Annotated in this window: 24 protein-coding genes, 2 tRNA genes and 1 pseudogene; 5 read left to right on the plus strand and 22 right to left on the minus strand. The window is 36.9% G+C overall.

Annotation, left to right across the window (positions count from 1 at the left end; translation table 11 throughout):
• Positions 1-61: 61 nt before the first annotated feature.
• The 17 genes and pseudogenes from mreB to N0K73_RS07980 all read right to left on the minus strand — a co-directional run bounded on the left by mreB (position 62) and on the right by N0K73_RS07980 (position 15056).
• Complete coding sequence (mreB, locus tag N0K73_RS07900; RefSeq protein WP_112250200.1) at positions 62-1048, minus strand: rod shape-determining protein; 987 nt, start codon at positions 1046-1048, stop codon at positions 62-64.
• Positions 1049-1142: 94 nt separating this feature from the next.
• Positions 1143-2447, minus strand: coding sequence for a UDP-N-acetylglucosamine 1-carboxyvinyltransferase (murA, locus tag N0K73_RS07905; RefSeq protein WP_112250202.1), 1305 nt, complete (start codon positions 2445-2447; stop codon positions 1143-1145).
• Between the two features lie 16 nt (positions 2448-2463).
• A complete protein-coding gene (locus N0K73_RS07910) occupies positions 2464-2697 on the minus strand; it encodes a DUF1146 family protein (RefSeq protein WP_057973808.1) in 234 nt (77 codons plus the stop codon).
• 135 nt (positions 2698-2832) lie between these two features.
• Positions 2833-3252, minus strand: a complete 420-nt coding sequence (locus N0K73_RS07915; RefSeq protein ID WP_057973807.1) for a F0F1 ATP synthase subunit epsilon — start codon at positions 3250-3252, stop codon at positions 2833-2835.
• A gap of 13 nt (positions 3253-3265) precedes the next feature.
• Positions 3266-4666, minus strand: a complete 1401-nt coding sequence (atpD, locus tag N0K73_RS07920) for a F0F1 ATP synthase subunit beta (protein WP_057973806.1) — start codon at positions 4664-4666, stop codon at positions 3266-3268.
• Between the two features lie 23 nt (positions 4667-4689).
• A complete protein-coding gene (locus N0K73_RS07925; RefSeq protein WP_112250204.1) occupies positions 4690-5637 on the minus strand; it encodes a F0F1 ATP synthase subunit gamma in 948 nt (315 codons plus the stop codon).
• A gap of 31 nt (positions 5638-5668) precedes the next feature.
• A complete protein-coding gene (gene atpA, locus N0K73_RS07930; protein WP_057973804.1) occupies positions 5669-7186 on the minus strand; it encodes a F0F1 ATP synthase subunit alpha in 1518 nt (505 codons plus the stop codon).
• Between the two features lie 28 nt (positions 7187-7214).
• Complete coding sequence (gene atpH, locus N0K73_RS07935; protein ID WP_057973803.1) at positions 7215-7760, minus strand: ATP synthase F1 subunit delta; 546 nt, start codon at positions 7758-7760, stop codon at positions 7215-7217.
• 1 nt (position 7761) lies between these two features.
• Positions 7762-8271, minus strand: a complete 510-nt coding sequence (gene atpF, locus N0K73_RS07940) for a F0F1 ATP synthase subunit B (RefSeq protein ID WP_112250206.1) — start codon at positions 8269-8271, stop codon at positions 7762-7764.
• Positions 8272-8342: 71 nt separating this feature from the next.
• Positions 8343-8555, minus strand: coding sequence for a F0F1 ATP synthase subunit C (atpE, locus tag N0K73_RS07945; protein WP_057973801.1), 213 nt, complete (start codon positions 8553-8555; stop codon positions 8343-8345).
• A gap of 33 nt (positions 8556-8588) precedes the next feature.
• Positions 8589-9299 (minus strand): F0F1 ATP synthase subunit A, encoded by a 711-nt coding sequence (gene atpB, locus N0K73_RS07950; RefSeq protein WP_112250208.1) that lies wholly within the window; start codon positions 9297-9299, stop codon positions 8589-8591.
• 217 nt (positions 9300-9516) lie between these two features.
• Positions 9517-10146 carry a uracil phosphoribosyltransferase gene (upp, locus tag N0K73_RS07955; RefSeq protein ID WP_057973799.1) on the minus strand — a complete coding sequence of 210 codons (630 nt, stop codon included), beginning with the start codon at positions 10144-10146 and terminating at the stop codon, positions 9517-9519.
• A gap of 64 nt (positions 10147-10210) precedes the next feature.
• Positions 10211-11473 carry a serine hydroxymethyltransferase gene (gene glyA, locus N0K73_RS07960; protein WP_057973944.1) on the minus strand — a complete coding sequence of 421 codons (1263 nt, stop codon included), beginning with the start codon at positions 11471-11473 and terminating at the stop codon, positions 10211-10213.
• A 33-nt stretch (positions 11474-11506) separates the two neighbouring features.
• Positions 11507-12490, minus strand: a pseudogene (locus tag N0K73_RS07965) (L-threonylcarbamoyladenylate synthase); the annotation flags it as partial.
• A gap of 16 nt (positions 12491-12506) precedes the next feature.
• Positions 12507-13352 (minus strand): peptide chain release factor N(5)-glutamine methyltransferase, encoded by an 846-nt coding sequence (gene prmC, locus N0K73_RS07970; protein WP_181647362.1) that lies wholly within the window; start codon positions 13350-13352, stop codon positions 12507-12509.
• Entirely contained in the window at positions 13345-14430 is a 1086-nt protein-coding gene (gene prfA / locus N0K73_RS07975) for a peptide chain release factor 1 (protein ID WP_057973797.1), read from the minus strand. Before prfA ends, prmC begins: the two co-directional genes overlap by 8 nt.
• 44 nt (positions 14431-14474) lie before the next feature.
• Positions 14475-15056 (minus strand): thymidine kinase, encoded by a 582-nt coding sequence (locus N0K73_RS07980; RefSeq protein WP_057973796.1) that lies wholly within the window; start codon positions 15054-15056, stop codon positions 14475-14477.
• A 211-nt stretch (positions 15057-15267) separates the two neighbouring features.
• Between N0K73_RS07980 and N0K73_RS07985 the strand changes: the two genes are divergently transcribed.
• A complete protein-coding gene (locus N0K73_RS07985; protein WP_112250214.1) occupies positions 15268-16614 on the plus strand; it encodes a Mur ligase family protein in 1347 nt (448 codons plus the stop codon).
• A 2-nt stretch (positions 16615-16616) separates the two neighbouring features.
• On the plus strand, positions 16617-17324 hold the full coding sequence (locus N0K73_RS07990; protein ID WP_057973794.1) for a type 1 glutamine amidotransferase: 708 nt from the start codon (positions 16617-16619) through the stop codon (positions 17322-17324).
• Between the two features lie 56 nt (positions 17325-17380).
• On the opposite strand, the gene manA is transcribed toward N0K73_RS07990, so the two are convergent.
• From manA to N0K73_RS08005, 3 genes are read right to left on the minus strand one after another with little or no spacing between them, the layout of a single operon-like run.
• Entirely contained in the window at positions 17381-18346 is a 966-nt protein-coding gene (gene manA, locus N0K73_RS07995) for a mannose-6-phosphate isomerase, class I (protein WP_112250216.1), read from the minus strand.
• Between the two features lie 54 nt (positions 18347-18400).
• Complete coding sequence (locus N0K73_RS08000; protein ID WP_112250218.1) at positions 18401-19435, minus strand: serine hydrolase domain-containing protein; 1035 nt, start codon at positions 19433-19435, stop codon at positions 18401-18403.
• A gap of 6 nt (positions 19436-19441) precedes the next feature.
• Complete coding sequence (locus N0K73_RS08005; protein ID WP_057973791.1) at positions 19442-20095, minus strand: histidine phosphatase family protein; 654 nt, start codon at positions 20093-20095, stop codon at positions 19442-19444.
• 205 nt (positions 20096-20300) lie between these two features.
• Here N0K73_RS08005 and N0K73_RS08010 point away from each other — a divergent pair, with 205 nt between their 5' ends.
• Positions 20301-20639, plus strand: a complete 339-nt coding sequence (locus N0K73_RS08010; RefSeq protein WP_057973790.1) for a hypothetical protein — start codon at positions 20301-20303, stop codon at positions 20637-20639.
• A 73-nt stretch (positions 20640-20712) separates the two neighbouring features.
• Here the strand turns inward: N0K73_RS08010 and N0K73_RS08015 are convergent.
• Positions 20713-20785, minus strand: a tRNA-Glu gene (locus N0K73_RS08015).
• A gap of 517 nt (positions 20786-21302) precedes the next feature.
• On the opposite strand from N0K73_RS08015, the gene N0K73_RS08020 reads away from it, so the two are divergent.
• Positions 21303-21375 (plus strand) — tRNA-Gln (locus tag N0K73_RS08020).
• Positions 21376-21581: 206 nt separating this feature from the next.
• Here N0K73_RS08020 and N0K73_RS08025 read toward each other — a convergent pair.
• Positions 21582-22259 carry a hypothetical protein gene (locus N0K73_RS08025; protein ID WP_112250226.1) on the minus strand — a complete coding sequence of 226 codons (678 nt, stop codon included), beginning with the start codon at positions 22257-22259 and terminating at the stop codon, positions 21582-21584.
• Between the two features lie 271 nt (positions 22260-22530).
• On the opposite strand from N0K73_RS08025, the gene N0K73_RS08030 reads away from it, so the two are divergent.
• Positions 22531-23715 carry a multidrug effflux MFS transporter gene (locus tag N0K73_RS08030; RefSeq protein ID WP_112250228.1) on the plus strand — a complete coding sequence of 395 codons (1185 nt, stop codon included), beginning with the start codon at positions 22531-22533 and terminating at the stop codon, positions 23713-23715.
• Positions 23716-23760: the final 45 nt, after the last annotated feature.

A 23760-nucleotide genomic window follows, 5' to 3' on the forward strand; every position in this document is an offset into this window, starting at 1 on the left:
AAAGGTCCATCAACAGATTGCCCCGTTAATAGACCTCCCCTAATAACCCATATAAAAGTTCTTATCTACCTTGTTTTTCAATATGATCAAGCAGGTATCCAGTCCCTTTTGCAACATCATCCAATGGTGTTTCAGATACCATTACCGGAATATCTAAATTCTCTGACATTAAAAGGTCAACACCATCTAGCAATGCACCACCACCAGTTAAAATTACACCAGTATCGATAATATCTGATGCCAATTCTGGTGGCATTTGTTCAAGAACTTCTTTAGTTGCGGATACAATTGCTTGCATCGTTTCGTGAGTCGCTTCTTCAACCTCAGCAGAAGTAAGTGTAATTGTTTTTGGTAACCCAGTCACAACATCTCGTCCGCGAATTTCCATTTCTAATGAACGGTTACCTGGGTAAACTGTACCAATTTCAATTTTAGCTTTTTCAGCTGTACGTTCACCAATTTGAAGATTATGTTTTTGTTTAACAAAATTAATAACATCACTATTTAATTGGTCACCTGCAACGCGCAATGAACGACTTGCTACAATATCGCCTAACGAAATAACAGCAACATCACTGGTACCACCACCGATATCGATAACTAAACTACCGCGAGGTTGATAAATATCTAAACCAGCACCGATAGCAGCAACTTTAGGTTCTTCAGCAAGATAAACCTTGCCACCACCAGCTTTTTCAGCAGCTTGAATAATTGCTTTTTGTTCAATTGATGTAATGTTTGTTGGACAACAGATCAAAATACTTGGTTTTGACAAGAAGCCACTCACATTTAATTTTTTTATAAAGTAAGTTAACATTTGTTCTGTAATATCGAAATCAGCGATGACACCATTTTTCATGGGTCTGATTGCTCTGATACTACCGGGTGTTCTTCCGACCATTTTGTATGCTTCTGACCCAACTGCTAGGACGCGTCCTGACTTCGTGTCAATTGCGACAACAGAAGGTTCATTTAAAACAATACCTTTATTTTGAACGTTAATTAATACGTTTGCGGTTCCTAAATCAATACCAATATCTTTAGCCATTGTGTTTCTCCTCTCGGCACTTAAAACTTATACTAATGTCAGTATTATACCATATATATGCGCAATAAAAAAATGTCCAAAATGGACATTTTTCTTATTTCACTTCATTTGATGTCTTAATAATAATATCCTGTGTATCATCATCAATTCGTTTAATTTCAGCGCCTAATGCCTTCAATTTTTGATGGAAGTGATAGTAACCACGGTCAAGATACTCAAGATGAGTTACCTGTGTGTAACCGCGAGCAACTAATCCAGCAAGTACAAGTGCCGCTGCTGCTCTTAAATCAGTAGCGGCAACTTCTGCTCCGTTGAAATCAGTTGGACCATACATGACAACCGAATTACCTTCAACCTTAAAGTTAGCATTCATACGACGTAATTCTTCTAAATGCATAAAACGATTTTCAAATACAGTCTCAGTTAACGTGCTTGTACCAGATGCCATTAATTGAAGCACTGTCATTTGTGGCTGCATATCTGTTGGATAACCCGGATGAGGCAATGTTTTAACCGTAATCGGTTTAATTTCATCTGTACCAATTACTCGAATACCATTTTCTTCTTGGATCACTTCAATACCCATCTCTTCTAACTTAGAGATTAATGGTTTATTGTGTTCTGCAATAGCTTCTTCAATTAAAACGTTACCTTGGGTTACTGCTGCCGCAACCATGAAAGTTCCTGCTTCAATACGATCTTGAACAACTGCATGATCTGCACCATGAAGTTCCTTCACACCATGAATACGGATTGTTTCAGTTCCAGCACCTTGAACCTTGGCACCCATCTTATTCAAAATGTTGGCTAAGTCAACGATTTCTGGTTCTCTCGCAACATTTTCTATCACGGTTGTCCCAGTAGCTAATGTTGCAGCCATCATAATATTCTGAGTTGCACCTACACTTGGAAAATCAAGGTAAATATTTGCGCCTTTTAATTCATCGACGGTTGCTTCTATGTAACCATCATATTGTTCAATATGAGCACCCATGGCTTCAAAACCTTTTAAATGTAAATCAATTGGTCTAGAACCGATTGCACAACCTCCAGGCATTGCAATTTTGGCATGCTTAAGTCGTGCCAAAAGCGGACCCATCACAACAATAGATGCACGCATTTTTGAGACATATTCAAAAGGTGCTTCTGGTGATAATTCCTTAGCAGCACTCATTTTAACTTCATTTGTTTCCTCATTAAAATCAACATCTAAATTTAAAAAACGTAACACGTTATTCATAGTGAAAACATCAGATAAAACAGGTACATTTGATAACGTGTTTTCGCCCGTACTTGCTAAAATACCTGCTGCTAAGATAGGTAATACAGCATTTTTAGCGCCTTCTATATGAACCGTTCCATTGAGTGAGTTGCCACCCTTAACAATAATTTTTTCCACAATTATTCCCCCGTTATTATTTAACTAAAAAAACTAAATTACGTATATTATCCATAAAATTTAAGAAGAACGCGCTACTTGTATAACCTAATAAGATAGCCAACATCACAATTAATGCCTTGATCCTTTGTTGATTACTTTGTGGGAAAAATCTGTCTATTCGTAAACCTTGAATTGCCCAAAAAGCAATTCCAATAAACATCAAATGACTCATCAAAGTAACCAACGATTGTATTCCTACGGTATTCATAAAAACACTCCTAAAATTTATTCGTCATAAGCATAGCATATTTTGTATCACTTGTCGCTAATATTTGTAACAAAAATGAAATATTTAATATCTGTATAAAAAAAGACACTGAAAAAATTCAGTGTCTTTTTTTTGCTAATGTTTTGAAATTTTGATTCGGTTAATTGCACGTCTAAGCGCAATTTCTGATCTTTTAAGTTCATTTGTATTATTTGTTTCTTTTGCTTTAGAAATCATTTGTTCGGCACGAGCCTTAGCCGCTTGTGCACGATTTTCATCGATATCTGCTTGGCACTCTGCCGCGTTTGCAACAATTGTTGCAACGTTTTTTGAAAACTCGACAAATCCACCACTTACGGCAATCTCATCTTCTTTGTTGTCGCTAACCTTAATTCTGACAGCGTCAATATCAAGAGAAGCAATAACTGGAATATGATTGGGTAAAATACCCATTTCCCCACTGGGCGTTTTGACAATAAGCATTCTAGCCTCATTTTCATAAACACTACCATCGGGAGTGACGATACTAACGGTCAAAACTGAATCTTCAGCCATCTGTTATTACCCCCTATTTTGCCATTTTGTTTGCTGCTTCAATAACATCTTCGATTGGGCCGACACCATTGAAAGCATCTTCAGGGAGTGCATCATATTTACCATCAAGAATATCCTTGAAACCTTGAACAGTTTCGGCGATTGGTACATATGATCCAGGTTTCCCTGTAAATTGTTCAGCAACGTTAAAGTTTTGTGAAAGGAAGAACTGAATACGACGCGCACGTGCTACAATCACTTTTTCTTCATCAGATAATTCATCCATACCTAAAATAGAAATAATATCTTGTAATTCACGATAACGTTGTAACATATGTTGAACTTCCGTAGCAACACGATAATGTTCTTCTCCAACAATTTCAGGCGTTAATGCGCTTGAAGTTGAAGCCAAAGGATCAACAGCTGGGTAAATACCTTGTTGCGTTAAACTACGTTCCAAGTTAGTTGTTGCATCCAAATGGGCGAACGTTGTAGCAGGAGCAGGATCAGTATAATCATCGGCAGGAACATAAACTGCTTGGATTGATGTAACTGAACCTTTTTTAGTTGACGTAATACGTTCTTGCAATTGACCCATTTCAGTAGCTAATGTTGGTTGGTAACCTACGGCTGAAGGAATACGACCTAATAAGGCTGAAACTTCAGAACCGGCTTGTGTAAAGCGGAAGATATTATCAATAAACAATAGCACATCTTGTCCTTTTTCATCACGGAAGTATTCCGCAATTGTAAGACCAGTCAATGCAACACGCATACGGGCACCAGGCGGCTCGTTCATCTGACCAAACACCATGGCTGTCTTCTCTAACACGCCGGATTCTTTCATTTCGAAGTAAAGGTCATTACCTTCACGAGTTCGTTCACCAACACCGGTAAACACTGAAATACCATTATGTTCTTGAGCAATATTATGAATCAATTCTTGAATTAAAACGGTCTTACCAACACCGGCACCACCGAATAATCCAATTTTACCACCTTTAATATAAGGGGCTAACAAGTCAATAACTTTAATTCCTGTTTCAAGAACTTCAGTACTTGCACTTAATTGATCATACGTAGGGGCATCTTTATGAATGCTACTACGTTCTGCATCTTTACTAAATTCAGGACCACCATCAATGGTATCTCCTAAAACGTTAAACACTCGACCAAGAGTATCTTCACCAACGGGGACAGAAATTGAAGCACCTGTGTCTTCAACAACTGTTCCGCGTTGCAAGCCATCCGTAGAATCCATGGCGATTGTTCTCATAACTCCGTCACCTAATTCAAGCGTAACTTCAATAATTAGAGCAGTCCCATCTTCACGCGTAACTTTCAACGCATTATTGATATCTGGTAAGGTTTCGTTTAAAGAGAATTGTACATCGACGACGGGCCCGATAACTTGAACAACTTTACCGAGACTCATCTTCTGTATTTCCTCCTGTCATTTTACTCTAAAGCAGCTGTTGCACCAGTAATTTCTGTAATTTCTGTTGTAATAGCACTTTGACGTGCACGATTATACGTCAATTCTAATGATGAAATAATATCTTTGGCATTATCTGTCGCAGATTTCATCGCTGTAGAACTTGAAGCATGTTCAGCTGTTTTAGCATCTAAAATCGCACCATATACTAGGCTTTCAGCAAACTGAGGTAGCACAACTTCAAGAATTGCATCTCCTGAAGGTTCCATATCATAATCTTCGTTACCCATTGCATTAGGCACCTCAATGCCCTCTGAATCGGTATCCAAATTCACTTCTGAAATTGGTAACATCTGCTCAGAATGAAAATCTGATTGTAAACTGTTAACGAAGTGATTATAACAAACGAATAACTCATCATAAACTTCACTATTATACATTGTCACCATTGATCTAACGATTTCACGAACTTCAATAAATGTTGGAATATCGCTTACGCCACGATGTTCATAAGCAACATCGTATCCTCTATTTTTGAAGAAGTCTGCGCCAGTACCACCAACAGCGATGATAACAGTGTTATCTACAGTACAGCCATTTTGTTTCATTAAATCTAATGATTGTTTAATGACGTTACTATTGTAACTACCAACTAAACCACGATCAGACGTAATGATTAAATAACCGCTTTTTTTAACAGGTCTTTTCTGTAACATATCAAAACCTGAAAATTTTGAACTACCGTTCTCAGATGATTGTTTTGCATTTCCGGCCTTAGCATCTAAAAGGTGAGATTGGGCAAGATGGGTAATGACACTTCTAATTTTAGAAGCATATATCTGATAACTTTGAGTATGACGTTGAATTTGACTCAGCTTAGCAGTTGAAACAACTTGCATTGCGCCAGTTATTTGCCCTGTTTTCTTAGTCGAAACAATTCGACGTTTTACTTCCATTAATGAAGCACCCATTAATTCTCACCATCTTTCATTTACTTTTAGTTTACGCTTTTTCAGGAGTTACTTGAAAACCTTCTGAAAAATCTTTGATTGCAGCATCGAATTTATCTTCATCAGGTAAATTACCCGTTTCTTTAATGTGATTTAAGAGATCACTATGATTATTATCAAAGAAATCAAAAATTTCACCTTCAAAGCGAAGAATATCATCAACAGGAACTACATCTAAGAAGCCATGTGTTAAAGCATATAAAATTAAAACTTGTTTTTCAACAACTAATGGTTTGTGTAATGGTTGTTTAAGAACTTCAACCGTACGATGACCACGATTTAATTTAGCTTGCGTTGCAGCATCTAAATCAGATCCAAATTGAGAAAATGATTCTAATTCACGGAATGATGCAAGAGCCAAACGAAGGCTACCGGCAACTTTCTTCATAGCTTTAATTTGAGCTGAACCACCAACACGAGAAACTGATGTCCCAGCGTCAATGGCTGGACGAGTACCTGAATAGAATAAATCACTATCCAAGAAAATTTGGCCATCGGTAATCGAAATAACGTTGGTTGGAATGTATGCAGAAACATCACCAGCTTGAGTTTCAATAAATGGAAGAGCAGTCATTGAACCACCACCCAATTCATCACTCAACTTAGCTGCACGTTCAAGTAAACGTGAATGTAAGTAGAAAACATCACCAGGATAAGCTTCACGACCCGGCGGACGTCTCAAAATTAATGACAGTTCACGGTAAGCCGTTGCTTGTTTTGATAAATCATCAAAGACAATCAAAACATGTTTACCGTTGTACATGAATTCTTCACCCATTGCTGAACCAGTATATGGAGCTAACCATAATAATGGTGCAGGAGAAGCAGGACCAGCACTAACGACAATTGTGTAATCCATAGCGCCTAAACGACGTAATGTTTCCACTTGTGCGCTAACAGTTGATTCTTTTTGTCCAATAGCAACGTAGATACAGATCATGTCTTGATCTTTTTGGTTTAAGATTGTATCAATCGCAACTGATGTCTTACCAGTTTTACGATCACCAATGATCAATTCACGTTGTCCACGGCCAATTGGTACTAAGGCATCAATAGCCTTAAGTCCGGTTTGTAAAGGTTGATCAACAGACTTACGATCCATAACTCCTGGAGCCTTTTTTTCGACTGGACGAGTTTTGGTTGTCTTAAGATCACCTTTACCATCGATGGGTTGGCCTAAAGGATTAACAACACGTCCAATAAGTTCTTCACCAACAGGAACTTCCATGATTCTACCCGTACGTTTAACAACATCGCCTTCACGGATACTTTCATAGCCACCTAAAATAACGATACCTACATCGTTTGTTTCTAGATTTTGAGCCATACCATAAGTACCATCAGAAAATTCCAACAGTTCCCCTGATAAAGCATTATCCAAACCGTGTGCACGAGCAATACCATCACCAACATAAGTAACGGTACCTACTTCATCAACGATAAGTTCGTCTTTATATTGTTCCAATTGTTCTTTAATTAAAGCACTGATTTCTTCAGCTTTAATGCTCATACAAGGTTCACCTCTTAACTACTTTAATTTATTGATTTGCTAACAATCTTTTTACTTTATTGATTTTTGATGAAATTGAGCCATCAAAAATCTGATTGTTCGCTTCAATAACAACTCCGCCAATAATTTTTTCATCGATAATATTGTTAAATACTATCTTGTTTGCACCGATTCGTTCTGCAAACTTAGCTGATAATTTTTCTAATTGATCATCATCAAGTTTAATTGCAGTTGTCACAGTTGCATGTACAACTTTTTCTTTAACATCACATAATCGTTCGAATTCTTCAATTATTCCGACCATATCACCCATTCGACCATAATCAAAGACCATCTGGATAACATTCGCAATAATTGGAGAAGCATCTTTGAGTAAGACCTTAATTAAGCCTTGCTTTTCTATCAAATTAAGTTGGGCACCAACAAGTACGTCACTTAATTGTGGATTGGCAAGAAAGACTTGTCTAAGTTCCTCTAACTCTTCCGAAAAGGCAACAATGTTACCCTGTTCTTCGGCAATTTCAAAGATGGCTTCTCCATAACGATTAGCAACAGTTGCTTTGTCTAATTTCATTTTACTTTACCAGCCCTTCAATATAAGAGTTGATTAAGTCTTTTTGATCATTTTCATTTAATTCTTTTTGAATAATCTTAGAAGCAATTTCAATAGATAATTCAGCGACATCACTCTGAACGCCACTTAATGCTTCTTGACGTTCTTGTTCAATATCTTTAATTGCATTTTGTTTTAACGTCGTTGCTTCATCTTGCGCTCCGGTAACAATATCATCATGTTGCTTTTTACCGTTATCTTTTGCACGATTAACAATTTCAGATGCTTCTTGACGTGAATTATCTAATTGGCTTTGTCGCTCTGTTGCTAAAACGTTGGCTTTTTTTCTTGAATCTTCAGCAGAATCTAAATCATTTGCAATTTTTTCTGCACGATCACTCATCATTTTTGTGACGGGTCCCCATGCATAATGTTTAATAATCAACATTAAAATAACGAATGAAACGATATAAAAAAGAAAATCACCAGTCTGAAAATTACCAACAGCACCGAAAACTAAATCTGAAAACATCTATTGACACCTCCTTTTAAAATTAATATATTTCGTCATAATTAACGAAGAATAATGCTTAATTTCAAAAATTATTTAGCCATCAATAAGAACGAAATAACGATAGCGATGATAGGCACGGCTTCAATCAAACCGACACCAATAAACATTGTTGAACGTAATTGACCTGATAATTCAGGTTGGCGAGCCATACCTTCAAGTGTTTTAGAAATAACTAAACTGTTACCAATACCTGTTGCAAGAGCGGCTAAACCGGCTGCAATACCTGCTGCTAATAATCCCATAATATGTGTTTCCTCCTTATATATATCTTGTTTTTATTCTTTTTGTACTTTTCCACCAATATAAACCATTGACAATGTTACGAATACGTAAGCTTGGATACTTCCGATAAACAGAGAGAACCCTTGCCAGATCATTTCAACTGGCAATGCGACAATTGTCATTACTGGTCCCATAGAAACGGCACCACCAATTAACGTTAACAACACTTCACCAGCGTAAATGTTTCCGTACAAACGAAGAGCCAACGTCAACAAATTAGTAAATTCTTCAATCAAATTAATTGGTATAAACATGGCAACGGGGCTCAAATAAGAGTTCTTGAGATACCCTTTAAAGCCTAACTGTATAACACCCATAAAATGCGATAGTAAAATAACTAAAAATGCAAACGTTAGAGTCGTTAGCGGACTTGACGTTGGACTTTTAATCAACGTCTTGTCGCCAAAACCGATTTGGAGAAATAAACCCAATTGGTTAGATACGAAGATAAATAAAAATAGCGTAAATGCTAATAAATTAAACTTTTTACCTTCTTCTCCTGGCATTGCACTTTTAACAATACCGTTAGTGAAATCAATGAGCCATTCCAAAACGTTTTGTTTTCCGGTTGGCTTCATAGATAATTGTCTAGATAGCGCAATCACGACTATTGCGACAATTATAAATGCGACCAAACCCGAAGCAATATTCGTAATATTGAAAGGCAGTCCATAAAGCTTTACAACGAAAGCTTCTCCATCCACAGAATTTCACCTCTTTCCAAACTTTGATTTGACCGTTTAAAACGGCATAAATTAAAGAGAACAACTTTATAAATATTCTCCAATTACAAAAGAAATCATACCACCAATTGAAATAAAACACAAAAGAATTTCAAACTTATTTTTTGTTTTTTTTCTTGTTAAAAAAGATGACACCTAGATAGCTTATACATAAGCATTCTAAGAGTCATCCATTTAATTATTTCGTACCGAATAATCGATCGCCAGCATCGCCCAAACCTGGGACAATGTAGCCATCTTCATTTAATCGGTCATCAAGTGCTGCTGTATAAATATCAATGTCAGGATGTTTCTCACGTAAAGCTTCCACACCTTCTGGAGCCGCAACAAGACAAACAAACTTAATTGTTTTTGCACCACGTTTCTTCAATGCATCAACGGCCATAATGGCAGAACCACCAGTAGCAAGCATTGGGTCAACAACCAGAAGGTCACGACTAGCAATATCTTCTGGCATTTTTACAAAGTATTCCGTTGGTTGGAATGTCGTTTCATCACGATACATACCAATGTGACCAACTTTAGCTGCTGGTAATAATTCTAAAATACCATCAACCATTCCTAAACCAGCTCTTAAAATAGGAATAATCGCAATTTTTTTACCAGCCAATGTTTTTTGCGTTGTTTTGCCCATAGGCGTTTCAACGACAACATCCTCTAAAGCAAAATCGCGAGAAACATCATATACCATCAACTCGGCAATTTCATTAACAACTTCTCTAAATTCTTTTGTTCCACAGTTCTTATCACGTATAATCGTTAATTTATGTTGAATCAACGGATGGTCCATTACTTGAAATTTGCCCATTACGAAACACTCCCTTAAATTTAGTCTATTCTATTTTAGCGAACTATCACTTAAAATACTAGTCTTAAACGTATTTAATTTGTGAAATTGGATGATTATTAGATAATGCTAAAACTTGTGACCCAATTTCAGCTAATTTATCATCATCATCATGGAATTGAATTGCGTACAGAACTAAGATTGCGATTACCTTAACGTCCTCACTATCGAAACCACGCGTCGTAATAGCTGGTGTGCCAATTCGGATACCAGATGTTTTAAATGGACTCAATGGTTCATTTGGAATTGTGTTCTTATTTACTGTGATATGAACGCGATCTAGTAAATTTTGAACTTCTTTCCCATTCAATCCAGATGGCGATACATCCAAGTTCATCAAATGGTTATCCGTTCCACCAGAAATAACTCTAACTAAATCTGACTGTGCGAAAACGCCTGCCATAGCTTGCGCATTTTGAACAACTTGATACATGTATGATGTGAATGCTGGTTGCGCCGCTTCAAAAAATGATGCCGCTTTTCCAGCAATAACATGTTCTAGTGGTCCACCCTGTGTTCCAGGGAAAACAGCAGAATTTAATTTCTTAGCATATTTTTCTTTGGCAAGAATCATTCCACCACGAGGACCGCGTAACGTTTTATGTGTCGTTGTTGTCACAACGTCTGCAACGTCGACAGGATTAGGATGCAATCCTGTCGCTACAAGTCCTGCAATATGAGCCATATCGACCATTAGATAAGCGCCAACTTCATCAGCAATTGCTCTGAATTTAGTAAAATCAATCATTCGACTGTAAGCTGAGGCACCGGCAATGATCATTCTAGGTTTTTCTCTGAGTGCAATTTCGCGAATCGTATCGTAATTTAATCGTTCCGTTTCAGGGTCAACACCATAACTAACAAAATCGTATAGTTCACCTGAGAAGTTTACGGGTGAGCCATGTGTTAAATGACCACCGTCATTCAACTTCATCCCTAATATCTTATCTTCCGGTTCTAAAAATGCCTGGTAAACAGCCATATTTGCCTGTGATCCAGAATGTGGTTGTACGTTAGCATACTCAGCATGGAATAATGCCTTAGCACGATCAATGGCCAATTGTTCAACCACATCAATATACTCGCAGCCACCGTAGTAACGTTTCCCAGGATAACCTTCTGCATATTTATTGGTTAGAACACTACCCTGAGCAGCTCTCACAGCATCGGAAACAATATTTTCAGATGCAATTAATTCAATATTATCTTCTTGGCGTTTTTCTTCGTGCGCGATTGCTTCCCACAATGCTTTATCTTGTTGTTTATATTTTACTTTTTCAGCTTCCATAAGGTCGGTTATATTTTGCTTGCTCGCCGCTTTCTCAAGTCGGTTCATATAAGCGACGCCAAGTCCGGTTTTATCGAATCCTTCAACTAAAATCATTTGCACATTAGGGTTATCATCAAAATAACGTAGTCCATCAAAAAGGGCTTGGCTTGCTGACTCCACGGTCTTTCCTAAAGAAGAGTACCCACTATTTTTTGGCAATTGATCAGTATCGATTTGGCCTTCCTTAGTCATTAGCCCAATTGCGATATCTTGTTTAGCGACCCAATCCAAAATATCTGACCATTTTTGTTCTGGATTCACAATCACAACTTGTGCCCTTGGTGCATAGTGTCTGTATTTCATACCAGGTGCTTTGGGTGTCTCGCCCTCGGCAATCTCATGTGTCTCATCACTAACTGGTCCGATTACCGCCTCAATCTGCGATAATGTTACAGCACCGGGTCTCAAAATCGTTGGTACTTCTGTACTCATATCTAAAACAGTTGATTCTACACCGATTTTCGTCTGGCCATCATCAATGACAGCAGCAATTTTTCCGGTCAAATCATGCATGACATGTTCTGCCATGGTTGGGCTTGGTTTCCCAGAAGTATTTGCTGAAGGACCAACGATTGGGACACCTGCCTTAGCAATAAGTTCTAGCGTCACCTTGTTATCTGGCATTCTAAATGCGGCAGTTTCTAATCCACCTGTGACTGTTTTCGAAAGAACCCCTGGCTGTAACTTTAAAATAAGCGTCAACGAGCCTGGCCAAAATGCCGTGATTAATTTTATTACGTTGGCAGAAAGTGGTTGTGCATACTTTCTAACGGTATCAAGGTTGGCAACATGCACAATTAACGGATTATCACTTGGTCGACCTTTTGCAGCATATACCCGTTTAACCGCCTCTTCATTGGTTGCGTCAGCACCTAATCCATAAACAGTTTCAGTGGGAAATGCCACTAATTGTCCTTGTTTCAGTAAATCTGCAGCCTTTTCTATTTCATTAGGTTGATAAATAATTGTTTCCATGATGTCAACACTCCTTTTATAATTTTGCTTGGATCATCCGCTGATTACCAAAACTATCTTTTTTTCCTTCTATTAAGTAAGTACTTTTAAATGTATCCATTAACATTTCCATTACAGCCGTTTCTTGTTGGTACCCTATCTCAAAAAAAATAGCCTGTGGTAGTTGTTTAAATTGAGCTATTTCTTGAATCATTCTTCGATATAAACTCAAGCCATTTTCAGTAGCAAACAACGCTTGATGAGGTTCGTACTCAATAACGCTTTTATCCATCACATCTTGCTCATTCTCAGCAATATAGGGTGGATTTGATACGATGACATTCATCTCCATCTTTTTAATTGGTTCCGTTAAGTCCCCAACTAAAAAGGTTATATCCGCCTGTTGTTTTACAGCATTCTCTTTTGCGACACTAAGAGCGTCTTCTGAAATATCACTTGCGAATACTTGCCAATTGGGTCGTTCTTTCTTTAAAGCTAACGCGATAGCTCCCGTTCCGGTACCAATATCAGCGATTCGTAAATTTTCATTTTGTGGTAATGATTCCAACATCCATTCTACCAATTCTTCCGTCTCAGGTCTCGGGATAAGCGTTGCGTTTGTCACTTTTAATTGCATACCAAAAAAATAAGCATGTCCAATGATGTACTGTGCGGGCATTCCATCACAAAACGACTTAATATCAATTCGATATTGCTGCCACTCAGCTTCAGGCATTTTAGTTTGATAATGCATTAATAAGTCAGTTGTCGACCAGTTCAGCCGTTCCAACAAGAGCCATTGAGCACTTTCAGTTTCCAGCTTATGTTCCTCTATACACAAAGAAGCCCATTTCAAGGCTTCATAGTAGGTTTGATTAGTCATTTTCTTGCAACTTTTCCATTTTTTGTGTTTGATCATATAAAATCAATGAATCAATAACTTCTTCAAGTTCACCATTCATAACACGATCTAATTTGTTCAATGATAAACCAATTCGATGATCCGTGACGCGGTTTTGAGGGAAGTTATACGTTCTAATTCGTTCAGAACGGTCCCCTGAACCAACGGCAGATTTTCTATTTTCGTTGTACGCACTTTGTTCTTGTTGTGAATAAAAATCGTAAACACGTGCCTTCAAAATTTTCATTGCTTTTTCACGATTTTGTTGTTGTGAACGTTCATCTTGCATTGCTACAACAATATTAGTTGGTAAATGAGTCATTCGAACAGCTGAAGATGTCTTATTAACATGTTGTCCACCAGCACCTGATGAACGGTAAACATCGGTTCTAATATCTTTTGCATCAATTTCGATTTCTACATCTTCAGCTTCTGGCATCACACCAACCGTTGCAGTTGATGTATGTACACGCCCAGCTGATTCTGTTGAAGGAATTCGTTGAACACGATGTGCGCCACTTTCATATTTTAATTTAGAGAAGACACTATCACCGTTAATTAGCAATACGATTTCTTTAAATCCACCTACTTCAGTCACATTCTTATCCACAATTTCAACAGTCCAACCTTGTTTTTCGGCATATTTTGAATACATTGTGAATAAGTCAGCAGCGAATAAACTCGCTTCATCCCCACCAGCGGCACCGTGAATTTCCATGATAATATTCTTATCATCATTAGGATCCTTAGGAATCAAGAGCACTTTAATTTCATCTTCCAACGCCGTTTTTGACTTCTTAGCATCAGATAACTCTTCCTTTGCCATTTCAGCCATCTCTGGATCAAGGTTCTCCCCTAGCATTTCTTCGGCATCCGCAAGTTCTTGAACAACAATCTTATATTGACGGTATTTTTCAACGGTTTCTCGGATACTTGCCATTTCTTTTGATAGTTCCATAAATCGATTATTATTTGAAATAATCTCTGGATCAGAGAGTAATTCGCCTAGTTCTTCATAGCGATCATCAACTGATTGTAATTGGTCATACATTTCATCCATTTATATTGTCTCCCTTTAATTCCTTATCGTATAGTCTATCTGAATTATTCTAACTGTCCCATTAACGGATTATTGTAGTGTTTACGACATACTGGATAATAAGCTTCATTACCACCTATTTGAATTTGTTCACCATTGTAAACCGGTTGTCCATCATGAATCCGTAAGTTCATAATCGCTTTTTTGAGGCAGAACCAACAAATTGTTTTCATTTCTTCAATTTTATCAGCATATAATAATAAATATTTTGATCCTTCAAACAATTCATTTCTAAAATCATTTTTCAAACCAAAAGCCATTACTGGAATATTCAGTTCATCCACAATTTTAGCTAATTGAATAATATGATCTTGTTTTAAAAATTGTGATTCATCAATCAGGACACAAGCGGCTTTTGAATTTGTCTGTTGCACCAATTCAAAAACATTTGTTTCATCAAAAATGGGCGTCGCTTCACGTTTTAGTCCAATACGACTCGAAACGAATCCGACCCCATCTCGATCATCTATTCCACTTGTTAAAATGATGACTGATTTATTTTGTTCCTCATAATTATGCGCAACTTTTAAGATTTCAATTGTCTTACCACTATTCATTGCACCGTATTTAAAAAATAATTGCGCCATAATAATCCTCTTTTATCTTTCAGATTTCCGTCTTTAAGTATATCCGATTTACGCTTAGATTTCATTAAATAAAAATTTTTTCTTAATATTAAGCATTTTATATGTAGAATTTTGTAATTATGCTATTATAGACATTATATAAATTCAGTAATTAGACCGTGTTATGCTCTTAGCATATCCAGTTAATTTTTCTATAAACGGAGGATATTCAATGACGATAAAAAGTGCTATGGCAACTGCTGCCGGAAAATCATCATACTGGTTTTTACATACCTTCTTAAAAGGTGGTAGCTCATTACCCGGCAAAATAACTGCCGCATTAGATCCAGATATTTTGAAAACATTGGGTGCAAATTATGATGTCATCGTCATTACCGGAACTAACGGTAAAACATTAACGACTGCCTTAACAGTTAAAGTTTTAGGTGCTAAATATAATCATATTTTAACCAATTCAGCTGGATCGAATATGGAACAGGGTATTATTACTGCATTTTTAACGGATAAACGTAAGAAAAATGAACGCCCACTTGCTATCCTTGAAGTCGATGAAGCTAATGTCATTAAAGTGACACAGTATATTACACCAAAAGCATTTGTTCTAACGAATATTTTCCGTGATCAAATGGATCGTTATGGCGAAATCTATACGACATATAAAAAAATTATTGATGGTATTAAATTAGCCCCTGAGGCGACAATCATTGCTAATGGCGATGCGCCAATTTTCCATTCGATTGACTTACCAAATCCTTTTGTTTTTTATGGTTTTAATCATGAAGAAGAAACAGAGAGTCTGGCGCCAACAAACACAGATGGTGTCCTTTGCCCCGTCTGTCAGCATATTTTACATTACAAAATTCGTACGTATGCTAATCTTGGTAAATATTATTGTCCAAATTGTCATTTTAGTCGTCCTGAATTAGACTATCAATTAACATCTCTTTTGGAACAAACGCCAACATCGTCTCGTTTTATCATTGACGGACAACCTATGGAAATTCATGTTGGTGGCCTGTATAACATATACAATGCACTTGCCGCATATGCAGTTGGTCGCTTTTTAGATGTAGGTCCTGCAGCCATCAGCAATACCTTAAGTGAAGATGATGAACAAGTCTTTGGCCGACAAGAACTTATCCAAGTTGATGATAAAGAGATTACGTTAATTTTAGTTAAAAATCCAGTTGGACTTGATCAAGTATTGGATATGATTGCAACGGACACAGAACCGTTCTCTCTAGCCTTTTTACTGAATGCTAATTATGCGGATGGTATTGATACGAGTTGGATTTGGGATGGTAATTTTGAACAATTAACACAAATGAACATCCCCCAATTTATGACTGGCGGCGAACGTTACAAAGATGTTTCGTTCCGTTTTAAAGTTGCCGGTGTTACTGATGACCAATTAATTAAAGAACCAGACGTTTCTAAAGTTGTTGACCAACTTAAATCTTTCCCAACAAAACATATTTACGTTTTAGCCACGTACACGGCTGTTTTACAATTACGTAAATCATTGGCAAGTGACGGTTATATTAAGGAAGGGATGTAAACATGGCAAAATATCATTTAAACGTCGCCCATCTATATGGTGACTTATTGAATACTTACGGCGATGTCGGCAATCTACTAGCCTTAGAATATTACGCCAAACAAATGGATGTTGAACTAAAAACTGAAGTTATTAGTTTAGATCAACCTTTTGAAAAGAATCATTTTGATTTAACATTCTTTGGCGGCGGTCAAGATTTCGAACAAAAAATTGTTTCAAAAGATATTCAAAAAAAGAAAAACGATTTAACTGATTATATTGAAAATGATGGTCCTCTACTCGCGATTTGTGGCGGTTACCAATTACTTGGACAATATTATGTCGGTGCTGACGGTGAAAAAATTCCTGGTATTGGCGCAATGAGTCACTACACTGAAACTCAAGATAACAATCGTTTTATCGGGGACATTACTATTCAAAACGAAGAAACAGGCGAAACATATCATGGTTTTGAAAATCATAATGGGATGACTTTCCTTGGTGAAGACGAACGTCCACTTGGCAAGGTCCTAAAAGGTAAAGGTAATAATGGCGGGGATGCATCAGAAGGTGTTGTTTATAAAAATGTCTTCGGTTCATACTTCCATGGACCTATTTTAACTAGAAATGGTGAACTCGCTAAACGCTTGTTATTAATTGCCTTACATCGTAAATATCCAGATGTTGATTTCAGTCAACAAGAAGCGCTCGTTATCGAACCAACCTTTTAAATAAAAAAATAAAGTTTCGAACGACAATGATAGTTGTCATTCGAAACTTTATTTTTTTAAGCTTTTTCTCCAGGTTCTGATGCAATAATCTGCATGTTGCCTGTAATCGTCCATTTCTTAACTTCATTAGGCAAAATAAAATGCATACCCATTTTCAAATCAAAAACTTTACCATCAACTTCGATTTGGCCTTCTCCTTTTAGAACAGAGACAAGCGTGTATGGTGCAATTGTTCGCTCAAATGTTGCAGAACCATTCGTAATTAACCATTCATAAACACTGAAAAATGGTGTTTTAACAAAGCTCGTCACTTTTGCGTCACCAATCATTTGAGTTTTAATATCTAACTTTGGCACAACATTAGGAACATTCGTAACATCAATTGACTGTTGAATATGCAAATCACGTTTTTTACCAGTAGTTGCGTCAACACGATCAAAATCGTAAACGCGATAAGTTGTATCACTACTTTGTTGTGTTTCAAGGACCATTACACCTGAACCAATAGCATGAATTGTGCCACTTGGTACGTAGAAGAAGTCTCCAGCTTTAACGGGTACATGGGTAAATAGTGCATCCCATTTTTCATCATGAATCATTTCTGCCAACTCTTCACGCGTTTTAGCATGATGACCATAAATGAGTTCTGCCCCTGGTTCAGCAGATATCACATACCAACACTCCGTTTTGCCAAGTTCATGCTCATGTTCCATCGCGTAGGCATCATCAGGATGAACTTGAACCGACAAATCTTGATTAGCATCCAAAATTTTCGTTAAGAGCGGGAAAACATCCCCCTTAACATTACCAAAGACTTCGCGATTTGAATCCCATACTTCATTCAATGTTTTACCGGCATATGGCCCATTTAAAATGGTACTTGGTCCATGTGAATGAGCCGAAATTGCCCAAAGTTCACCGGTGTGGTCGCTCGGAATATCATAACCAAATACTGTTTTAAGATGGTTACCACCCCAGATTTTTTCTTGCAGTACGGGTTTTAAAAATAGAGGTTCTGTCATTAGTTATGTTCTCCTTCATCTTAAGTTATTATCCTTTAATTTTACCACAAGCGGTTACATTTTTGAATGCGAATCGGTTACAATCTCATTGTGTTCCGTTAAAAAACTAGTTACAATTTCATCACGTTTTTCGAGGTAGAGCGTATTATCGCTCGTTGGATGTACCCTATTAGTCAGAACAACTAATCCATCTTTTGTAGTCTGGTTCATTAGCATGAACGTCCCCGTAAAACCAGTATGATAGACAGATAAGTTCTTGTTACTTCCACGAAGGTCCCAGCCAAGCGACCGACCTAAGTGTCCAGTTGGCGTTTGATCGCTAAATAACATTTGGGTCGTTCTTGGTTTTAAAACGGGCCGTGTAGGGTCATCACTCATAAACCACTTCATAAATTTAAGTAAATCAGATACAGTTGAAAAAAGTCCGGCAGATCCACAATTCTCTTTTAAAATGCGCGCCTTAGGATCATGAACAATCCCTCTCAAAAGACCCAATTCGGGAATAATCTCTGTTGGGACACTTCTGTCAACATTGGGATTAAACGTACTATCAGCTAAGCCAAGGGGCACTAGAATTTCTTGTTTCAGCGCCTTTTGGACTGGAATATCTAAAATTTCTTCAATAATAAACCCTAAAAAGATGAGTCCAATATCACTATAAACAACCGTTTCGCCGAGACTATTACCATTAGTTAATCCAAATAACGCTTGTTTTAACGCGGGCGCAGATAACTGATTTCGATCCTTTATATATCCTTGAAAATCAGCCGTATGCGTCAGTAGATGTCGCAGGGTCACTCGTTCATCTTGATAATCAGCTAGATATTTTTTTATGGGATCATCAATATTCAATTTTCCTTCTTCTTGTAACTTCAAGATAAGCGTGGTCGTTCCAACAACTTTCGTTAAAGAGGCCACGTCATAGAGTGCATCGTCAACTAATACTTCGGATTCGGGAACTAATTGTGAATAACCAAGAAAATTTTGCGCTATTATTTTATTATGATGCACAATTCCAAATGAGGCTCCTGGAACGATTCCTTCATGGACTAACTGCTGAATTTTATTTGTCGTTTCAAAATATAGCAACGACAATCACCCCTTTTGGTTAATCTTAACAACTTTAAACTTTCCTTTTTCAAAATCAACGTTACTAACACTGGCATTTTTTAAGAGCATTATCGGTAATTGATTTTTTTCTAGACTATCAATAAAACTTGATAAAACAAGTCCGTGTGACACAATTAAAATATTTCCACCGCGCGTTTGGTACTGACTACCAATATCAGTCAGCGTCTCAATAATTCGACTAGTCATGCTGTCATATGTTTCAGCTTGACTTGTCCCCTCAAGTTCCGCAAACATATCGACTAAGTCCCTAAATCGATTATGTCCTAATACGGCTTTAATCACCTTAAAAAATCCAAACTTTTTCACAAGTAACGGAATTAATTTTTTATTTTTCATTTCCTCTAATCGACCAAAATCAACTTCCCTAAGGCCTTTTAATGGTTGTATATCGAACGCATATCTATTTTTTTCAAGAATAAAGTTCGCGGTATCCTGTGTTCGTTTTAAATCACTAGTATAAACTGCTTCAAAGTCCATATCTTTTAATTGCGTGCCTAGGTTTCTAGCCGCTTCTCGTCCTTTGTGTGTCAGACGAGAATTAGTCACTCCTTGTAACCTCTTTAATCTATTTAAACGTGTTTGACCATGCCTTACTAAATAAAAATGAACCGTCTTCATCGCCGGCACCCCCCAATAAAATAATTTAATGTTTGTATTATTAAGTATACGCTACCATAAAGATTTTACCTAAAGAAAAACCCATAAATTGAAACAACTTTTAATCCGTAAATACCCATTTAATTTATGATTATGCTAGAATAAGGCTAAACAATTTCATTTAGCCTTATATAATAAAGTAAATCATTCTAGGAGGCACACACTTATGGCTAGTAATTCAGATTCCATATTCTTCGTCTTATCTTTTATTAGACGACATCCCGATCAGGTTTTCTTTTCTCGGTTAACTTATACAAATTCACTTACAATCGTCTTGCCTGGTAGCACTAAAGTTGCCGATGCTGATATTTATTTTTTGCCAGATCAGTTAACCGTTAATCGTCTTGCCGATGAATTCGTCGCAAAACACGGTGATCTACTAGATTATTTTAATAATAAATTAGAAAATTCAGTTCCCGACTATATGGATGTTTGGGTAACGACCACCTACTTGACGCATCACGATAAATATTTAATTGAACTGTCATTTGAACAGGATATTTAAACAAAAAAAGAGTTAACACATCGCCGTGTTAACTCTTTTTTTGATAATTAAAATTTATCTATAAGCACTCTGATCGCCCAAACGGGGCTCGAACCCGTAATTCCGCCTTGAGAGGGCGACGTCTTAACCAATTTGACCATTGGGCAAAAATACTCTTTTAAGTATAACCCATACAGAATTGATGTCAATGCTTTTTCTGCCAAATTAAAAATTGAATAAAACAGCAATACACATACAGACCTAGACAATATATCGCGGCACCCCACATAACAAATGACAACCACTCGTATTGTAAAATAACCTTCGTCGTCCCTATCAGTAATGTTGTAACACTCGCAATCAATAATCTAGTGTATAATTTTTTTAATTCACGTCTTAATTTTATTTCCAATATGTTCGCCTCAGGCTTATTCATAGAATGATAATCATGACCAAACTAACTGTCACGATTGATAATTTAATAAACGACGTAAAAATATTTATCATATTTTTCACTTTGCATATTTTTATTATAGCTTTTTTTCTCAGTCATCGAAGGTTTATTCGATTATCTTTATCAATAATTAACCATCTTTACTATTTCTTATTTATTAATCAAAATATTATCATTTTTAATTTGACAAAAAGTCGTTATATCGCTAAAATTAGGAAGTTAATTATTAATGGGTAATAGCCAAACTGGTAAGGCGCCGGACTCTGAATCCGCAATCTGTAGGTTCGATCCCTACTTACCCAATTAAGTGTTTTACAACGTTGCGTCTAAATTCGGCAAAATAGATCATGTGGAAATATCGCGTGAAAATGCACCTGCTCAAATGAGCAGGTGCATTTTTGTTTATAATTAAGGTGCCCATGTCATATCACGAAATACAAAAAAAGCATCCGCTATCGCGAATGCTTTAAACTATATTTATTCCATTTTAGTAGACTCGACGGCCACGATTAATTCTGTGTCATTACTGAATCCACTATGCTTTTAGCACCAGATTCTGTTCTTAAATTCATAGTAATTACATCCTTACCATGAGGTTCCGTCCATGATCCGAAAGTAACCCCTGTGCCTTGTGTTGTATATGGAATAGTACTTCCATCGATTACTACATACGTTTTTGTTATCGTGTATTTAACGTCAAATGCACTCCTCATTTGTTCCATACGTATCGTTGAATCATTTTTAACGTATCCTACCTTAGTATAGTCACTAACAATATTCTGTGGTGCGCCTGATTTTTCCATTGCTTTATCAACATCTATGCCGTTAAATAGTTTAGGCGATAAGACAAATCCCTTAGCTAATTCGTTCCTTACAGCTGTCATTTCGTTAGCCGCTTTGTCCGAGCTTTCCGCCGTAATACTAGATGCTTTAGCAGCCGTTATTGATTCAGCCTTACTTTCAGAAATAGCTTTGGCCTTTTCCCCTGACACTTTCTTCATTGACTCTTTTTTACTTGACTCTCTCTTCGTTGATTCCTTTTTACTTGAATTTTCTTTCTCCTTTAACATACTAGATGACTTTGCCTCAGAAGACGATGAATCCTTAGATGTACTCTCACTCTTCCCACATGCGGCTAATGATAACAAAACAATCGTTGTTCCCAAAACTACCAATACCTTTTTCATTCTTAATCTCCCCCTAAATTTTTTATCAGTCTCTATTAAACAACAAAAAACAAAGTTGTACAACACATATATGGACACAATATTATTATATTTTTTAACTCGTACAGTATTTCTAGCAGACTATCTTTTTTGACAAATTTAGAATACACATGTTAAAGTACAATACACAGAAATGAGGTGACAACCCATGGAATATGAAAATATAATGGTTTGTGTCGCTGTAGATGGACGAGGACGTTTTTTCGCAAATTAAATTTTAGGAGAAATTGTGATGAAAAACGTCCGAAAAAAAGTCCCATCCCTAGCATTAATTATAACTTTAGTGGGTTTCCCACAAATTAGTGAATCAATCTTTACCCCAATTTTACCGGCCTTAAGTCAGGCTTTAAGTGTTAGCGCCAACCAAATTCAATTAACAATGAGTATCTACTTTATCGCATTTGCCATTGGCGTTTTATTTTGGGGACAACTTGCTGACTATTGTGGTCGCCGACCATCAATGTTAGGCGGTATTATCATTTATTTAATCGGAAATATTGGCCTTTACTGGAGTCCTTCTTTCAAATGGCTACTATTCTTCCGATTAATTCAAGCTTTTGGCGCCAGTGCAGGCTCTGTTGTCACGCAAACGATTATGCGTGAAAGCTTTTCAGGTGTTACAGGAACCAAGGTATTTGCTAAAACTGGTGCCGCCATGGCTTTATCTCCCGCGTTAGGACCCTTAATTGGCGGTTTAGTCCAAACAACGTTAGGCTATCGAAATGTCTTTACAACGCTAATTAGCCTTGCTGTAGTCGTTTTACTGTACAGTGGAATTCGATTACCTGAAACACGGCAAAAACAGCCATCTACATTAATCAAGGTTTCCCAGTGGCTTGTTTTAAAACAATTATTGTCTAATCCTGTAGTCTGGCGTTATGGCCTAGTTATTGGCGGCATAAATGGTATTTTATTTAGTTACTACGCGGAAGCACCTTTTATTTTCGAGGGTCATTTTAACTTTTCTGCCTTTCAATATGGCCTGTTAGGTCTCATTATTGCCAGTGTTAGTCTCTTAGGAGCACTTATCGTTAACCACTTAATTAATCGGTATCGTCCTGAAATTATTGCCTTTAGCGGACTTATTTTAAGTACTATATCAGCCGCAGGACTTTTAGTTGCTGCAACTGTTGATCAACCTGCATGGATGTTAGCTGGTATTTTCTTTGTATTCCTGGGTTTAAATATTACGTTACCTAATGCTTTAAATCGTGCGTTAATTGGGTATGAGCAGATTATGGGAAGCGCCAGTGGCTGGTTCAGTCTGGGTTATTACTTAGTTGTCAGTGGTTTAACTTACTTAATGAGCCTTATGCACAATGATTCCATTACAAGTTTACCGTTATATATTTTAGGATTAAGCTTAATGATGTTAATTAGTTATGCCCCATTGATTAAATTAAAAGAAATCAAATAGAAAAGAGGCTTTCTGAAATTATTTTTCAGAAAGCCTCTTTTTAAA

It is taken from the genome of Dellaglioa algida, from assembly GCF_030127605.1.
GTDB lineage: Bacteria > Bacillota > Bacilli > Lactobacillales > Lactobacillaceae > Dellaglioa > Dellaglioa algida.

Coding starts and splice junctions, on each gene's coding strand:
- atpF (WP_112250206.1), bottom strand. CDS start 8,271: ATGTTTTCAGATTTAGTTTTCGGTGCTGTTGGTAATTTTCAGACTGGT.
- prmC (WP_181647362.1), bottom strand. CDS start 13,352: ATGACTAATCAAACCTACTATGAAGCCTTGAAATGGGCTTCTTTGTGT.
- N0K73_RS07980 (WP_057973796.1), bottom strand. CDS start 15,056: ATGGCGCAATTATTTTTTAAATACGGTGCAATGAATAGTGGTAAGACA.
- N0K73_RS07910 (WP_057973808.1), bottom strand. CDS start 2,697: ATGAATACCGTAGGAATACAATCGTTGGTTACTTTGATGAGTCATTTG.
- N0K73_RS08005 (WP_057973791.1), bottom strand. CDS start 20,095: ATGAAGACGGTTCATTTTTATTTAGTAAGGCATGGTCAAACACGTTTA.
- atpA (WP_057973804.1), bottom strand. CDS start 7,186: ATGAGCATTAAAGCTGAAGAAATCAGTGCTTTAATTAAAGAACAATTG.
- atpH (WP_057973803.1), bottom strand. CDS start 7,760: ATGAAATTAGACAAAGCAACTGTTGCTAATCGTTATGGAGAAGCCATC.
- upp (WP_057973799.1), bottom strand. CDS start 10,146: ATGGGCAAATTTCAAGTAATGGACCATCCGTTGATTCAACATAAATTA.
- prfA (WP_057973797.1), bottom strand. CDS start 14,430: ATGGATGAAATGTATGACCAATTACAATCAGTTGATGATCGCTATGAA.
- N0K73_RS07915 (WP_057973807.1), bottom strand. CDS start 3,252: ATGGCTGAAGATTCAGTTTTGACCGTTAGTATCGTCACTCCCGATGGT.
- N0K73_RS07985 (WP_112250214.1), top strand. CDS start 15,268: ATGACGATAAAAAGTGCTATGGCAACTGCTGCCGGAAAATCATCATAC.
- mreB (WP_112250200.1), bottom strand. CDS start 1,048: ATGGCTAAAGATATTGGTATTGATTTAGGAACCGCAAACGTATTAATT.
- N0K73_RS07990 (WP_057973794.1), top strand. CDS start 16,617: ATGGCAAAATATCATTTAAACGTCGCCCATCTATATGGTGACTTATTG.
- glyA (WP_057973944.1), bottom strand. CDS start 11,473: ATGGAAGCTGAAAAAGTAAAATATAAACAACAAGATAAAGCATTGTGG.
- manA (WP_112250216.1), bottom strand. CDS start 18,346: ATGACAGAACCTCTATTTTTAAAACCCGTACTGCAAGAAAAAATCTGG.
- atpD (WP_057973806.1), bottom strand. CDS start 4,666: ATGAGTCTCGGTAAAGTTGTTCAAGTTATCGGGCCCGTCGTCGATGTA.
- N0K73_RS07925 (WP_112250204.1), bottom strand. CDS start 5,637: ATGGGTGCTTCATTAATGGAAGTAAAACGTCGAATTGTTTCGACTAAG.
- atpE (WP_057973801.1), bottom strand. CDS start 8,555: ATGGGATTATTAGCAGCAGGTATTGCAGCCGGTTTAGCCGCTCTTGCA.
- N0K73_RS08010 (WP_057973790.1), top strand. CDS start 20,301: ATGGCTAGTAATTCAGATTCCATATTCTTCGTCTTATCTTTTATTAGA.
- N0K73_RS08025 (WP_112250226.1), bottom strand. CDS start 22,259: ATGAAAAAGGTATTGGTAGTTTTGGGAACAACGATTGTTTTGTTATCA.
- N0K73_RS08030 (WP_112250228.1), top strand. CDS start 22,531: ATGAAAAACGTCCGAAAAAAAGTCCCATCCCTAGCATTAATTATAACT.